The sequence below is a fragment of the Prosthecobacter sp. genome (assembly GCF_046154365.1).
In the GTDB taxonomy this organism is placed as follows: domain Bacteria; phylum Verrucomicrobiota; class Verrucomicrobiia; order Verrucomicrobiales; family Verrucomicrobiaceae; genus Prosthecobacter.
The window spans coordinates 1-14,658 of sequence record NZ_JBJXFV010000112.1; the positions used below are offsets into that span (position 1 = coordinate 1).

At 58.8% G+C, this 14,658-nt stretch carries 15 protein-coding genes; 5 read left to right on the top strand and 10 right to left on the bottom strand.

Translation table 11 applies throughout. The features are described from left to right. Positions 1-464: 464 nt before the first annotated feature. The 3 genes from ACKVY0_RS14485 to ACKVY0_RS14495 form a co-directional block, all read right to left on the bottom strand. Positions 465-2,093: an ammonium transporter gene (locus tag ACKVY0_RS14485; protein WP_409215544.1), complete on the bottom strand. Its 1,629-nt coding sequence runs from the start codon at positions 2,091-2,093 to the stop codon at positions 465-467. Positions 2,094-2,261: 168 nt separating this feature from the next. Then, a complete protein-coding gene (locus ACKVY0_RS14490) occupies positions 2,262-2,786 on the bottom strand; it encodes a hypothetical protein (RefSeq protein WP_409215545.1) in 525 nt (174 codons plus the stop codon). Positions 2,787-2,809: 23 nt separating this feature from the next. Next, positions 2,810-3,283 carry a plastocyanin/azurin family copper-binding protein gene (locus ACKVY0_RS14495; protein ID WP_409215546.1) on the bottom strand — a complete coding sequence of 158 codons (474 nt, stop codon included), beginning with the start codon at positions 3,281-3,283 and terminating at the stop codon, positions 2,810-2,812. 141 nt (positions 3,284-3,424) lie between these two features. Here ACKVY0_RS14495 and ACKVY0_RS14500 point away from each other — a divergent pair, with 141 nt between their 5' ends. Then, positions 3,425-4,783 carry a DUF1552 domain-containing protein gene (locus ACKVY0_RS14500; RefSeq protein WP_409215547.1) on the top strand — a complete coding sequence of 453 codons (1,359 nt, stop codon included), beginning with the start codon at positions 3,425-3,427 and terminating at the stop codon, positions 4,781-4,783. Between the two features lie 32 nt (positions 4,784-4,815). Here ACKVY0_RS14500 and ACKVY0_RS14505 read toward each other — a convergent pair whose 3' ends face one another. After that, the gene (locus ACKVY0_RS14505) at positions 4,816-5,778 is read right to left on the bottom strand and encodes a hypothetical protein (protein ID WP_409215548.1); all 963 of its coding nucleotides are present in this window, start codon (positions 5,776-5,778) and stop codon (positions 4,816-4,818) included. A gap of 264 nt (positions 5,779-6,042) precedes the next feature. Between ACKVY0_RS14505 and ACKVY0_RS14510 the strand changes: the two genes are divergently transcribed. Together ACKVY0_RS14510 and ACKVY0_RS14515 are read left to right on the top strand one after the other, a co-directional pair. Then, positions 6,043-6,285: a hypothetical protein gene (locus ACKVY0_RS14510; RefSeq protein ID WP_409215549.1), complete on the top strand. Its 243-nt coding sequence runs from the start codon at positions 6,043-6,045 to the stop codon at positions 6,283-6,285. 356 nt (positions 6,286-6,641) lie between these two features. Next, positions 6,642-6,788: a hypothetical protein gene (locus tag ACKVY0_RS14515; RefSeq protein ID WP_409215550.1), complete on the top strand. Its 147-nt coding sequence runs from the start codon at positions 6,642-6,644 to the stop codon at positions 6,786-6,788. Between the two features lie 216 nt (positions 6,789-7,004). Here the strand turns inward: ACKVY0_RS14515 and ACKVY0_RS14520 are convergent, their stop codons facing one another. Both ACKVY0_RS14520 and ACKVY0_RS14525 read right to left on the bottom strand, forming a co-directional pair. Continuing rightward, positions 7,005-8,180 (bottom strand): hypothetical protein, encoded by a 1,176-nt coding sequence (locus ACKVY0_RS14520; RefSeq protein WP_409215551.1) that lies wholly within the window; start codon positions 8,178-8,180, stop codon positions 7,005-7,007. Beyond that, on the bottom strand, positions 8,177-8,743 hold the full coding sequence (locus tag ACKVY0_RS14525) for a TPM domain-containing protein (protein ID WP_409215552.1): 567 nt from the start codon (positions 8,741-8,743) through the stop codon (positions 8,177-8,179). Before ACKVY0_RS14525 ends, ACKVY0_RS14520 begins: the two co-directional genes overlap by 4 nt. 262 nt (positions 8,744-9,005) lie before the next feature. Here ACKVY0_RS14525 and ACKVY0_RS14530 point away from each other — a divergent pair, with 262 nt between their 5' ends. After that, positions 9,006-10,736: a hypothetical protein gene (locus tag ACKVY0_RS14530; RefSeq protein ID WP_409215553.1), complete on the top strand. Its 1,731-nt coding sequence runs from the start codon at positions 9,006-9,008 to the stop codon at positions 10,734-10,736. 105 nt (positions 10,737-10,841) lie between these two features. Here ACKVY0_RS14530 and ACKVY0_RS14535 read toward each other — a convergent pair whose 3' ends face one another. From ACKVY0_RS14535 to ACKVY0_RS14545, 3 genes are read right to left on the bottom strand one after another with little or no spacing between them, the layout of a single operon-like run. After that, positions 10,842-11,318, bottom strand: a complete 477-nt coding sequence (locus ACKVY0_RS14535) for a Fur family transcriptional regulator (protein ID WP_409215554.1) — start codon at positions 11,316-11,318, stop codon at positions 10,842-10,844. Then, the gene (locus tag ACKVY0_RS14540; RefSeq protein ID WP_409215555.1) at positions 11,318-12,268 is read right to left on the bottom strand and encodes a prolyl oligopeptidase family serine peptidase; all 951 of its coding nucleotides are present in this window, start codon (positions 12,266-12,268) and stop codon (positions 11,318-11,320) included. Before ACKVY0_RS14540 ends, ACKVY0_RS14535 begins: the two co-directional genes overlap by 1 nt. Positions 12,269-12,322: 54 nt before the next feature. Further along, complete coding sequence (locus ACKVY0_RS14545; protein ID WP_409215556.1) at positions 12,323-13,405, bottom strand: leucine-rich repeat domain-containing protein; 1,083 nt, start codon at positions 13,403-13,405, stop codon at positions 12,323-12,325. Between the two features lie 75 nt (positions 13,406-13,480). Between ACKVY0_RS14545 and ACKVY0_RS14550 the strand changes: the two genes are divergently transcribed. Further along, on the top strand, positions 13,481-13,762 hold the full coding sequence (locus ACKVY0_RS14550) for a putative quinol monooxygenase (protein WP_409215557.1): 282 nt from the start codon (positions 13,481-13,483) through the stop codon (positions 13,760-13,762). Between the two features lie 79 nt (positions 13,763-13,841). On the opposite strand, the gene ACKVY0_RS14555 is transcribed toward ACKVY0_RS14550, so the two are convergent. After that, positions 13,842-14,630 (bottom strand): DUF1080 domain-containing protein, encoded by a 789-nt coding sequence (locus tag ACKVY0_RS14555; RefSeq protein WP_409215558.1) that lies wholly within the window; start codon positions 14,628-14,630, stop codon positions 13,842-13,844. Between the last annotated feature and the right edge of the window lie 28 nt (positions 14,631-14,658).

A 14,658-nucleotide genomic window follows, 5' to 3' on the forward strand; every position in this document is an offset into this window, starting at 1 on the left:
TAACTTGGTGGTAAAAGATTGGGGGTAAAAGATGGGGAACCATTGTTTTCTGATCTTTTACCCACCATCTTTTACCAACGGAAAGTTACTCCCGCCTCCACACTTTAGCGCAGCGGAGTTCGGTTACTCCCGAATAACTTCTGCGGACGACCAGAAACTCAGAAAAGCTCCAGCAGATTCAGGGAGGCCAGCAGATTTTTCAGAAGCCAATCTGCTGGCCTCCCTGAATCTGCTGGAAGTTACTCTCCGTCCCAAAATCAAGCCGCCTTGAGTTCAGGTGCTCTGCGGTATATTGGTATTGAACCGCAGAGGATGGACGGTCGCAGAGGAGAGCCGGCTCACTGAGTTTCCTCTGGGGTAAAGATGTCTGAGGATGTCCCCGGTCCTTTGAGAAGACACAAAAAAGCCGGGCTGGAGTGAACCAGCCCGGCTTTGGAGTTTAGCAGGGACGTGCCCTGCGTGGATTAATGTTCGTAACCCGCTTCACCGTGATCGGTGAGGTCGAGGCCGGTGGCTTCATCTTCCGGTGAAGGGCGCAGGCCGACGAGAACCTTGACGATGAGGGTGATGACGACGGTGGCGACCACCGAGAGGACGATGGTGATGCCGCAGGCTTTGAGCTGGTTCATCAAAATGCCACCCTGACCGCCGGCGTCGGCGATGAGCTTGGCGAGATCCTTGTTCACATAGACGTTCGCGGTGGTGAGGTTGCCGTTGATGCTGCTGTTGGCGAAGATGCCGGTGACGATGGCTCCGAGGGTGCCGCCGATGCCGTGGACGCCGAAGGTGTCGAGGGCGTCGTCATATTTGAAGATGGGCTTGAGGATCATGACGCCGATGTAGGGGATGACACCAGCGAGGACGCCGATGATCATGGCCGCCTTGGCATTCACGAAGCCGGCAGCGGGGGTGATGACGACGAGACCAGCGACAGCGCCGGAGCAGAAGCCGAGGACGGAGGGCTTGCCTTTGTGAATCTTCTCAACGACGGCCCAGACGAAGCTGGCGGTGGCGGCGGCGAGCGTGGTGGTCATGAAGGCGTTGGCGGCGATGCCGTCAGCGGCGAGGGCGGAACCGGCGTTGAAGCCGTACCAGCCGACCCAGAGCATGCCGGTGCCGATCATGACGAGGACCATGCTGTGCGGGGCCATCTTTTCCTTGCCGTAGCCGGCACGTTTGCCGAGCAGGAGGCAGAGGACGAGGGCGGACCAGCCGGAGGACATGTGAACCACGGTGCCACCAGCGAAGTCGATGGCAGGAACGGTGGAACCGGTGTTCCAGACGCCGTTCATGAGGCCGTCGAAGCCCCAGACCATGTGGGCGAGAGGGAAGTAAACCACGAACATCCAGAGGGTGATGAAGAGCATGATGGCGGAGAACTTCATGCGCTCGGCGATGGCACCCACGATGAGGCCGGGGGTGATGATGGCGAACATGAGCTGATACATGGCGAAGACGGACTGGCTCGGCCAGCCGGCGTAGTTGGTGTTCGGAGCAGCGCCGACGCCTTCAAGGAAGAAGTACTTGAAGCTGCCGAGGTAGGGAGCCCAGGAGGGAGCGGCCCAGTCTTTCGGCGCACCTTCAGGGGCGAGATGTTCGCCAAAGACGAGCGAGTAACCGACGAAGTACCACAGGATGGTGACCAGGCCTGCGCAGCCGAGGCATTGGGCGAGCACGGAGAGGACGTTCTTGGAGCGAACGAGGCCACCGTAGAACAGGGCGAGGCCGGGGAGCGTCATGAAGAGCACCAGCGCAGCGCAGATCATCATGAAGGCGTTGTGACCGGGACCAGCGATACCGGTCAACGATCCCGCAGGAGCCATGTTGTTGAAGTACTGTTTGATGTCAGCCACATCCTTCGTGACATCCTCAAGAGTGGGTGCGGCAGCAGCGGGTGCTGGAGCAGGCTCCGCAACAGGGGCTGGGGCGGGGGCGGGAGCTGCCGCAGGGGCAGCCGGAGCAGGGGCGGCAGCGGGTGCCGGAGCCGCAGTCTGACCTCGGGCGTCGCCGGGGTTGAATGCGAGTGAGGTGAGGGCGACAGCCGCAGCAATTGCCATGCTGTGCCAGGTTCGAGTGTGGTTGAGTTTCAGCATAAGTCAGGTGTGTGGATTTTAACTCCGACGCAGAACCAAGCATGGCGCGTGCCAAGTTTGGGGATGATTTTTTGGTGAGGAGGCGTGTGCGGCATTCCGTGGGCAAAAAAAAGAGGCAGGTGGATGTCCACCTGCCTCTGGTGAAGCGCCGGGAGGGCGCGACGTGAGTTATTTCGTGAACGGGCTGGTGGCGAGCTGCCTGACCACGGCCGCGAGCTTGGCGACGGCGTCTTTCGGGCCGGTGAGCTTGATGAAGACGTTGTTGTCACCGGCAGGGATGATGGCACCGAGGAGGGTGTGGTCTGCCTTGGGAGTTTTGGCTCCCATGGGCGGGCCGTCGTTGTAGGTGCCGGTGGCGGTGACAAGGGTGACCTTGGTGCCACCAGCGTCGATTTCCTCGATCTTGGACTCGGCCTTCGGCTCGGGGGCGAACTGGCCGAGCCAGCGATCCACGTTGGCCTTCACACCACCCGCAGCACCGAAGCTGAAGAAGGCGACTTCGAGGGGTTTCTCTACCCCTTCGACCTTGGCCTCCAAGGTCGCGACGCGCATCATGCTGGCGGTGGCGGCCTTGGTCCAGGTGGCGGGATATTTGAAGGTCAGGCCGGCGACTTCCAGCGGGGTGGTGTCGGCAGCATGCAATGCGGCGGCAAGGCCGAGTGCGAGGAGGGTGGTGGTGAGGAGATGTTTCATCGGTGCGGGTTGAGTGAGGGGGATTATTTGGTGATGTGCATGACACCGCGCATCAGCATCCAGTGGCCGGGGAAGGTGCAGATGTAGGGATAATCGCCGGCTTCGGCAGGGGCGGTGAATTCGATGGTTTCGCTGGCGTTGGGCTGCACGAGTTTGGTGTTGGCGAGGATGTCGGGCTTGGCGGCCTCGGGGATGTAGCTCTTGGCCATGCCCTGGGGATCGGCGAGCATGGCGTTGGCGAGTGCGCCGACGGCGTCCATTTTGCCGGGCTTGAGCAGGAGGAAATTATGCGGCTGTGGAAGGATGCCGCCGGTGTTGTTGAGCGTGAGCTTCACCTTCTGGCCGGCTTTGACGGAGAGTTCGGTCTTTTCATAGGCCAGCGGGCTCGAAGGATTCGCGCTGGGCTTGAGTTCGATGGTGGCGACGGTCGCATCCTGTGCGAGGGCGGGAAGGGTCAGTGTTGCGAGGGCGGCGAGGAGGCGGCGGGTGTGCTTCATGTTTTTGTGGATGGGTTTTGCGGGGGAGACTCTAATCGGGCCTTGTCGTCCCTGAATTTCAACTACTTTCGCCGTTGCGAGGTGATGGCTGCCGTCGGCTGGCACGATAGTTTCTTTCCAGCCTCATCGTAGTCCCTTTGTATGAACGAATTTCGCGAAACCGCCCTCGCCGCCCATTCCCTCAGCCGCCGTCATGTTTTGCGGGGGCTGGGTTCGTTGATTTCACTGCCGTTTCTGGAGTCTTTCGGCACGCGTGCCTTTGCTGCGGCCAAACCTGCCGCGAAACCGATGCGCGCCGCGTGGTTGTACATTCCGAACGGAGTGAACGTCGAACAATGGATGCCGAAAGGGGAGGGGGGCGGCTATGAGTTGTCGGTGTCGCTGAAGCAGATCGAGAAGCATCGCGATGATTTCATGGTGGTCTCGGGGCTGATGCAGGATTTCGCGCGCAGTCATGGCAATGGCGGCGGCGATCATGCGCGTGCGACGGCGACGTTTCTCACCGGTTGCATGCCGAAGAAAACGGCGGGTGCGGACATTCACCTCGGCATCTCGGTGGATCAGATTGCGGCGCAGAAGATTGGTCATCTGACACGGCTGCCATCGTTGGAGCTGAGCACGGACGGTCAGCGCAGCTCGGGCAAGTGCGATTCGGGTTACTCCTGTGCTTATCAGTTCAATCTGGCCTGGAAGAACGAAACGATGCCGATGGCTCCTGAGATGGATCCACGGCTGGTGTTTGAGCGCATGTTCGGCCTCGGGGCGACTGCGGGCAAAGGTGCGGAGGCTGCGCGTGCGAAGCGCATGCAGAAGAGCCTTTTGGACACCGTGCTGGAGGAGGCGAAAAGCCTGCAAGGCAAGGTGAACCCGAGCGACCGCCGCAAGTTGGACGAGTATTTTTCGTCCGTGCGCGACATCGAGCAGCGCATCGAACGTGCGGAAAAGTTCACGGCGCAGATGCCGGAGGTGAAAATCCCGGAAGGCATTCCCGATTCGTATGAGGAGCACATCCGCACGATGTTTGACCTGATGGTGCTGGCGTTTCAGACAGACACGACGCGTCTTGCGACCTTCATGCTCGCGCATGATGGCAGCAACCGCAGCTTCCCCGAACTAGGAGTGCCGGACGCGCATCACTATCTTTCCCATCACCAAAGCGATCCGCAGAAGCTGGAAAAGATCGCGAAGATCGACCAGTTCTACCTTCGCCAGTTCGGTTACTTCCTCGACAAGATGAAAGCAGTCAAAGAAGGCGACACGACGCTGCTGGACAGCTCGATGATCGTGTTCGGCGGCGGCATCGGCGATGGCAACCAGCACAATCACGACAATTTGCCGATCCTGCTGGCCGGACGTGCCGGCGGCACGCTCACACCGGGCAAACGTGTGGTTTTGCCGGGCGAAACGCCGATGACAAACCTGTATCTCTCGATGCTGGACCGTCTGGGCGTGCCTGCTGAGAAAGTGGGCGACAGCACGGGCAAGCTGGAGGTGAGCTGAGGCTCACGTGTTGCACGTTGCGGTTTTTTGCATCAACGCCCGGCTGGAAGCGGGCGCTTGATGGTGGAAGGCAGGTTGGGATTGGATTTTTTGATGCCTGGAGGAGGGGTGTTGACAGACTGGCTGCTGGACTTGCCACTGACGCCGTTTTTTGAGATTCCTGGAGGCAATTCTTCTCGTTCGAGGGCTTTCTGCGGTGTGGAGATGGGTCTGGGTGCCATCGGCAGCGAATACCAGTGCATCTGCGGCACCGCGCTGAGTTCGACCCATTGCTGAGAGCCGAGTTTTTTCCATTCGAGTTCGACCACGGCCCAGACGTGGGTCTCCCAAGGCAGGCGGGCACGCAGTTCCTGGGCGAGCGCAGTCTCTTTTTCGAGGAAGACCGACGCCTGGAAGGGGTTAGGCGGTGCCGGGCTGACTCGGAAGGCGTCTTTGCGATCCAAGTTCGGCACGCCATCCTCAAAATAGTGATGGCGGATGATGCCGACATGGAAGCGTGCCGGCCCTTCCTGATAGGTCTGGAAAAACTTCTCCAGCAGGCGGTCTTTGAATTCGACAAAGGCGAGCCAGTCCACCTTAAAGCCGTCAGGCTGCTCCTCCAGCATCACTGGAACCGGGAACTCCCAGGTTTTGTTTTCAAGATTGAAGATGCAATGCTTGCCGGAACCGAGTTCGGGATTGGGATCCATGCGGACGAACTGAATGCGATCCACGATGACGGGGCCGTCGGACGAACGCGTGTAGTAGCGTTCCATCAGCGGCTTCATGAGGTCAGCACCGAGGGTGTGCTGGAGGCGTTCGGCGAGAGAGCCTGCGGTGAGGAATTTTTTGAGCGCTGTCACAGCGGGTTTGGCCTCGGGCGGAGCGTCGTCTTCTTCGAGGGTCTGCATCTGCGTCAGGCCGGTGGGCGTGGCAACCGTGGGAACGGGGGAGGCCGCATTCATTGCAGGCGTGGAGGGCACTTCGAGAAGTGTTGTGCCAGATGCAGGGGGCATCTTGGGGCTGGAATCCTCCGGCACTGCGCTTGTGATGGTAGGTGTTGCGGCGGTTTCCCCGGGCGTGGCAGGTTGTACCTTGGGTGGAATCGCCTCGGTGGGATCAAACCCGACAGTCACCGGCGCCGGCATGGTTTTGGTTTCTGCAACCGATGGTGGAGAAAGTTCGAGAGGGATGCCTTTGGTGCCGGCACGGTCGGATAAATGAGGGGATGCGTCTGGTGCCGGGTGTGAGAGGAGCGGAGCAGGTGTCGTTGTTGGAATTTGAGCATCTTCCTTGGTGAGCTCCGTCGTTTCATCATGATGAGCAAGGGTGGGGAAGATGCCCGGGAGATAATCTTTCAGCAGAAAACCAACGAGGCCGAGGAATCCCAGCAGGAATATGGCAGCGAAGGCAAGGCGGATGAAATTCGTTCCGCGCGGCGCACGCAGGCTGGCGATGTTGCGGCCGGTAGGAACAGGCGCGGCGGGCACTTCATGTCCGAGCGCACCACCCAGGCTGAGTGAGGGAACTTCTCCTGAATGAAGTGGCATGGTCATTGGAGAAACGGGTGCAGGAGGCACCTCTCTGCCGAGGAGTGATGCTCCTAGCTGCATGCTGGTCATACCTGCGGAGCCGCCTGCGGGCAGCATGTTCGGTAAGGCGGGCGCGCCGGGAATAAGACGCGAATGATTGGGCAGACCGCCACCTGCGCCGCCTGCCTGCGCCTGAAGAAAACCTGATGCTGGCATTCCTGCGGGTGCCGCCGGGGTAGAGGACCAAGGCATCTGGCCTGCGGCGCTGCCAAGTGGAGCGGTGAGAGGGGGCTGTCCCGGAGCACGCTTCGGCGGTAATCCAGCGCTCGGCGTTGGAGCTGACAGGCTTGCACCTGCCATTCCCCCCATGGGTGGAGATGATGACGGCGGCGGTGACCAAGCCGGGGCAGATGGGGCGGGGGCTGGAGCTGCCGCAGGCGCTTGAGGCCACTGGGGAGCCGGTGGCACAGCAGATGCAGGCATGGGTGAGGTGACCACTTGTCCACAATGGGGACATGGACCTGAGACACCGGCCATTTGCGCAGGCACTGTCAGGACGGTGCGGCAGAAACCGCATTGGAACTGGAGCATATCTGGGTTCATCCCATCAAATTATTATGGTCAATCAAAGCAATTATCATTCAAGGATTGGTTTTGACAAATCGAAGTTCTAAAAGTCTAGGCTCAATAGGGCAATGCGCCGCTTAATTTCATGCATAACGGGTCATGCCCCCTCCTCCGCCGGTAAAAGCACCTCCCAACCGCGGAACGGTTTCAGGTTCTGGGAGGATCCAGACACGATTTTGCCGCCTGAGCCGACGATACCGGGAGATTTGGCGGCCTGTGATTCCAGTGACCCCGAGCATCAGCAGGCCCGCAGAACTCCAAATCATGATGGTAACGACGCTGGCGGTACTTTGAGTGTCTGCTGTCACAGCAGGTGTGACTTCGGCGAGAAGTTGATCTTTGTCCGTCTCAGTCGCGGGGTTTGAGCTAAGTGCGCGTTGCAGCCAGAACAGGCGTGTCGAAAGCTGCACGGCGTAGCGATGCAGTTGATCGTGGACATCGCTGGCCTGCAGGGCTTCGCGCAGGCATGCTTGGATCGTTTCAGCGAGAAATGCGGCGGAGGTCTGGTCATGCACGGACTTGCTGACAAACAAACGTGCCCGCCAAGGTTCACCCAGTGGGTAAACCAGCAGGCAGGCATCTGTTTGTTGCAGACTTCCCCCAGCGATTTTTTCCAGTTCGGCCCGCTCTGGGAGCTTGCGGTCATGAGCGATGATCAAAACGTGCAGTTTGATGCGTGCATCGCGGGCGTGGAACTCAAGAAAGCGCATCATGTCATGATTCTGCATTTCCGGCACGAGCAGATCAGGGTCGATGAGGTATTCCTTCGGCAGAGTTTGTGTGCTTGCGGCTAGGAATTCAGCGGTCACATCCTGCAGCGCCGAAAGCGGGGTGGGCAGGCGTGCGCTGTTTGTCTCGTTTTGCGTTGGCAGACCGAGAATAGATTCGGGTAGAAACAGCCGCATGTCCTCGGGTCGCAGGCGGGGGGAGATTTCTCCGCCCGGCTCGTTGAAAAGATGATCCAGCCGCGGGCCGCTAGAAACCGGCGTGCGGAGCAGCTCGTTGATGTCGGTGATCGGTTCGCCATTTTCAGGAAGCAACACGCCAGGGCCGCTCGGTGCAGGGCGGCTTTCGCGGAACGCCCTGAGTTCTTGCTCGCTCCAGCGCGGCAGCGGTAATCCCCGTTCATCAATTTTCTCTGCTGCCTGCTGAGACACCTCGGCGGATGCGCCTGCGCAGAGCAGTGTCAAGAGCACGAACCCGAAGGCGCTACAGTGCTGTTTTGCACCCGCTGTTTGGCTGGAGGCTGCGGTGGTCATGGCCTCGTATGGGAGTATCCCGCAAGGGGCCGTGATGTCGATTTATGGCCCCCGCGCAGTGGCTGTAAAGCCATGTCGGGGGGCGTGGTGGCATCTGGCTGCCATTCCATGCTGTGTGCATGTTTGCGCAATTGTTCGGCACTGCGGGAGCAGGCATTTTCGATCGCCATACCGAAGGCACCCCTATTGAGATGACTTCCGGTAGTTTGCAAGATGCGGCTGATAACACCGTCGCTGAACCATTTTTCAATGGCATACCCCAAGGTGATGCTGACCGTCTGGGCGGCAGGATCTGCGACGAGCACAATCCCATAGTCATTGCGCCGACTGACAGAGTGGGTGTTAAACGCTCCTTGGTTCAGCAGCCAGAAACCCAGCTCCGCGACCGTCAGACCATTGGGCAATACACCTAGGTAGGCGGCAAAAAACGCTTGTGGAAAGATTCGTTCAAAATCGTCCAAAATGACTTCGGCGTTTCGCATGTCTTCCAACCGCAGGCAGTGGGCAGCATCCGTGATGCGTTCTAGCCTAACCCATTGATTTCCAAGGTAGTTATGCAGCAACGCGGCAGAAAACCCACACGCATGACAGGTGTTCTGTAGTGGGGAAACACTGGTGTTGCAGCGTGGACACTTCATTGATTTAAATTATATGGTAATTATAACAAATCAAACTGTATTTCATTGTATTTGGCACAGAAAATATGTTTACATCACAGGGCCTTTGTGGTGTAAATGTTACCGATTTAACAAATAAAAACGAACGCCAATTTTTCCTGGCTTTCCAACACCGGATTCAAGGCCCCCCAATTTCCCTCCAACGATTATGAAGCTCACCTCCACTATTGCCATCCTCGTCAGTCTGCTGACAGCAGATTCCCTTCACGCGAAGTGGGGGCGTATTCCTGTGATGCAGGAAAAACCGGTCAACATGGCCGTGAAAGGCGCGAACACCGGGACCAGCATTGACAGTTCCTCGGGTGTCGGCCAGGTGGACAACCTTATCGGTGCGGATGTCGCCGCCACCGCGGCCTTGGCTGCGGGGAAAAGCTTTTTCGTCATCAGCTTTGCCAAACCGGTCATGATTAACACCTCTTCCTTGGCCAATGATGGTATCGAAGGAAAAATAACGCTTTCTGCCAGCGCTGACAAACAAGGCTGGGCGGTGCTGCAGGAAAAAGTGGTTTCAGCGGCGGATCGTGACATTCAGTTCAAGTTTGCGGGCATTCAGGCCAAGTTCTTGAAGTTCGAGTTTCTCCTCTCCAAAGGCGGTTCTGTTCGTGCCTTGCAGGTGATGGGTGGCGTGACGGATCGTGGCTATGCCCTTAAACAAGATCCGAAAGGTGAAAAGGGCAAGCCTATGAACTTTGTTGGCGGGCTTGGAGGTGCTCGCTTGATTTATGCCGCGCCCAAACCCACCAATGGCCTTGATACGGCCGCCAACTTTAACAAGTTTGAGTTCCCCGAGTCAGACGAGAAGTACCGCACCCTCATTTATGACTTTGGCCAAGTCCGTATCTTGAACGAGTTTTCCTCGGTGCATTCACCGTCTCCGGTGCGGTTTGAGGTGTTCTCCTTTGAAAAATTGCCTGAAAAAGAAGACTGGAGAGGACGCCTAGCTTTCGATCCTTCGGATTTTAATCTCAAGCAACCCGTCGTCGCCGTGGAAGACAATGTCGGTACGGGACATATCAAAGGCAAGCCTGCCAGCCCAGTGAAGACAAGGTATTTGGCCCTGCGCTGGGAGCCAGATTTTAACCCTCCGGCTTTCATTATTTCTGGCACCACCGTGACGGGAAATGTCAGTTCGGTTACAGGGCCTACGACAACCACGACCACAGTTAATGGGCAGACGGTAACCGTGACGGTTGACCCGGGTCCTGCGGTAGGAGCGGGAACGAGCGAGGCTCAGGCAGTCGTGACGATCTCCACCACCGGACCGGATGGTGCTACAAATTCGGTCACTTACAGCGGTGCCGGGGTTACAGGCGTAAATATCACAGGAAACAGCATCCAAATTGTGACGGGTAATAACCCGAACACGGCACCCGCAGGAGATACTCAGCCTACGGTGGCAACGGTCAACATCGCAGCAGGTACTGGTGCCATTTCGACTGCCCCGAGTCCGGTCGGGTTTCTTCTGAATGTAGCGCCAACTGGGTCATCTGGAGCAGTGGTTAACAACCCGACTCCTCCAGCAGGCGCGTCCGCTGATACCTCGGGCACGGCCGCTGCCGTTGTTGCCGCTGTGATGGGAGTTTCCACGGATCAAGCGACTGCCGCAATCAACACAGTGGCCACTAACAGTGGTTCAGATGCCGGAACAATTACCGCAGCCGTCCAGACCACAGTTGCAAATACCCCTGCGGGCGGTGGCGCCCCTGCGGGCGGTGGCGCCCCTGCGGGCGGTGGTGCCCCTGCGGGTGGTGACGGTGGCACTAGCGGCGGCAATCTTGGTGGTGGTTCTTCATCAGGTGCCGCAGGCGATGGCGGTGCCTTGAGCGGTAGTGGCGGCGGTGGCGGCGGCACTACACCGCCTGCGGTGAGATCGCCGTAATTTGCCTCGAAATCCTTTAACCAAATCCCCGTTCTGAAGACAGAGCGGGGATTTTTTTTGTCCGCGTGGCCTGCCACCCCATGTATTTCTGAGAAAGTTCGCTGGTTACGCACAGGCTGGACACAGCCCGTAAAATTCCAGCTCATGGTAGAGCTTGCGGAAGCCGGACTGCTTCTCAATCTGCTTCTCCAAGGCCTCGACCGGGCACGCGATGTCCAGTCGCTGAATGCGGCCGCATTGCGTGCAGATAAGGTAATCGTCATGATGCCCGGCTTGGAGAATGGTGTAATACGCGCTGCGATCATGCAGGCCCAGGCGACGGATGAACCCCAATTCCTCCAGCTTCACCAGCACACGATAAACCGTGGCTTTGTCGGCTCCGCTTGTAAGATCGGGCGATTCGGCAATGTCCGCCAGCGATAGCGGTTGATGGGAATGTACGAGAATCGAAAGGATGTTCTCCAGCGCCTTGGTGCGTCGCAGACCGGCCTCACGCGCGCGCACCAGCATTGTGGCCGCAAGCTCACGCGCCGCATCCGCATCATGATGCTGGCAGGTGGCGGAATGATGATGGTGCAGCATTACTTGGCGGCCGGGTTGGGTTTCTTCTGCTGAAACAGCCACTCATGCAGATCCGTTCGTGGATAAACCAGCCCCGTGATGCCATGACCGGCCCCTTCAAGTTCCGTGTACTTCATGAGTTCGCCCCCCGCCTGCTTCACCGCTGCCACAATCGCCCGCGAACGCTCGACCGGCACCATGTCATCTTTGTCGCCGTGGAAGACCCAGAACGGCGTCTGCTTCAAAATCTCCGCGCTTTTAACATCACCACCACCACACAGCGGCACGCAGGCCGCAAACACCTGCGGATACTTCGCGGCAATGCTGAAGGTGCCAAAGCCGCCCATCGACGAGCCGGTGAGGTAAAGGCGGCTCTCATCAATCGGCAGATGCTCCGTGAGATCGGCGATGTGCGCGAGCAGGTTGTCCGCCACCTGGTTCTTCCAGCCGATGTCAGCGGACGGACACTGCGGTGCGAGCAAAAAACACGGCCTCTCAGCCTGATTGTCCTCGCTCGTCCAAACTTTGGGTGCCCCACCAATCTGCGATTCATTGTCGGTGCCGCTCTGCCCTGAGCCATGCAGCCAGATCACAATGGGATAACGCTTCGTGCCATCCAGCTTGGGATTGCCCCAAAGCTGGTAGTTCAGCCCCTGCTTCGAAACGCCTTTCACAAACTGCCCTGTCACCTTCTCCGCATAAACACCCTCCTTCAGCCCTGTATCACGGCGTTTCTCACGCAGCAGGCCGCGAATGTAGTCTCGATCCTCCTTCGAGAGTCGGTCCAGTGGCAGACGGTACTGATTGAAGTCACTCCTGCGGCGAATTTTGACCTCCTTGTCGGAAAATTCGATGAGATCGCCTAGAAATTTCGATTTCCCATCGCTGGAGGTCCATTCACGTGGTGGATTGGCGGCTTGTGCGCTGGAGAACAGCAAACCGAGGGCAAGGAGGCGGAGAAAAGAATTCATACCCCATGCTAAGCCGTGCCTGGCCTCAGCGGCAAGAATTTTGCTGGCCCACTTTTAGGGCGTGATGCGTGCCCCGGCCTTCTTCATCTCGTCCACGAGCTTCTTCGAGGCATCATCGATGGCATTGCCGTCGATGAAGATCTGGCAGTACGGCGCCCATTCACGCGCACTATCGTTGTCCTTCTTCCACATGCGGTGCAGCGGCGTGAGATCGGTGATCTTGTTGTTCTCCAAAAACAAAAACTGCAGTTCCGTCAGCGGCTCCAGCGGCGCGATGTCCGTCACACCGTTACCTTTGAGCGACAGCATGGAAAGCCACTTCATGCCGCCGATGCCCGCGAGGTTCGTGACCTGGTTGCCTTCGAGATACAGCGTCCACACCTTCGGCAGCTTGAACAGCGGCGTCGCGTCCTTGATCTGGTTGCCCGCCAGATAGAGCGACGTGAGCGCAGGGATGCCGCCGAGCGCGGAGACATCCGTCACTTTGTTCCCGGTGAGTTCGATGTATTGCAGCGCCTTGCACGCCGCCAGTGGCGCGATGTCGCTGATCTGATTGTTCGACACATCGAGGAACTGCAAACGCTCCAGCCCTTTGATCGGTGCCAGGTTCGTGATCTGGTTTTCCGGCAGCGTCAGCGACGCCAGCACGGTGCATTTTTCGAGACCGGCGAGGTCCTTGATGCCCGCCTTCTTGCCCTCGATGATCGAAACCGTCGCCACGTCCTCTGCCGTCAGCACCTCCTGGTTGTCACGCTTCGCGAACACATGCTTCCGCACCGCCGCTTCGAGCGCTTTGTCAGGAAAAACCGCGACCGGCTTCGGCGGCGGTGGCTTGGCGGCAACTGCGGGAGCGGGGGGGGCAGGCTTTGGGGCTGGAGTCGCAGGCTTGGCTGGAGGTGTGGCCGGTTTTGCAACGGCGGGTGCTGGCGTTGCTGTGGCAGGTTTGGCGGGCGCTGTGGCAGGCTTCGTTTCCGGTTTTGCCGGAGGAGTGGCAGGTGCAGCAGCCGGTTTCACTTCCACCTTAGCCGGGGCTGCTGGAGCGGGCTTGGCTTCCACTTTGGATGTCGCCGCAGGCTTGGCATCCTGGGCGTGGAGGCTGAGGGCAAACAGCGCGGGAAGGACGAGACGGAGTTTCATGGCTGGTAGATGTTAACGTCATCATACGCAGAACGCAGGTTGCATGTTCAGCAAAATTCGCCTCCCTCTAGCGCCATGGTCAACGTCATCGTCATCCTCGAAATCGATCCGCTCAAGATCGACGAATTCCTCGCCGTCATCCTCGCCAACGCCGCCGCCTCGCGTCTTGAACCCGGCTGCCTGCGCTTCGAAGTGAGCCGCGACAACACCCAGTCGAATCTCTTCGCCCTCAGTGAAAGCTACGTCGATCAAGCCGCCTTTGATCTGCACTACACGACTCCTCACGTCGCCAAATGGCGCGAACAAGGCCCCGGCTTCGTCCTCAAGCGCTGGGCGGTCAAAGGCCCGGTATATTGATCACTTCCCACCACACGCATCAATGCGTGCTGCGCCTTAGTGGTCCATGATGAATCCCGTGGGGCCGCCGTTGAAGTGTTCACTTGGCATTCTCATCGTAGCGGTGCAGCGGTCGCACCCAGATGTTGCGGTAGCGGGTCGGGTTGTGATGATCTTGGAGCGCAAAGCCGAACTCCTGCACCTTCGCCTCAAGCTCAGCAGCATGCTGCACGATGACGCCGTTGTGAATCACGGTCATGCGGGCTGGTTGTAGCACGGTGCCTTTATCATCGAGCTTCGCGCACTCGCAGATGATGTCATAGCTCTGCCACTCGCCCGGTTTGCGACTGGCATTCACCAGTGGCGGATACTTGCTGTAGATCGCCCCGGCCTGACCATCGGGATAGGTGTCGTTCTCGAAGGAATCGAGCACCTGCACCTCGCCCCAGCCGTGAATGAGCACGCCGCTGTTGCCACGGCCCTGGCTGCTGCCCTTCACCTCAGATGGCGTGGCCCATTCGAGGTGAATCTGGCAGGAACCAAACTTGTCCCGCGTGTCGATGTCGCCGCCTTTGGGCGTGATTTCGGCGTAACCGCTCTCAATCTTCCAATTCGGCACGTCGCTCTGATCCTTGTCGTCCCTGCGCGGCTTGCGGCTGAACTTGGACAGGTCTTTGCCATCGAACAGCACGATGGCATCGCTGGGCGGTGTGTTTTCAGAGGGCGGCGTGATGACCGTGGGCCGCGGCCGCTGCATGTCGCCCTGCCGGTAGATGCCGCCGGGCGTGAAGGGCTTTTCTTTTTTGGGTTCAGTGTTCTTTGCGGGTTCCGCAGCGGTGAGAACCGTGGAGATAGGAAGAAAGAGAAGGAGGGGATGAATGCGAGGCATGGGATTGATGATGAGGCAACGAATAGTC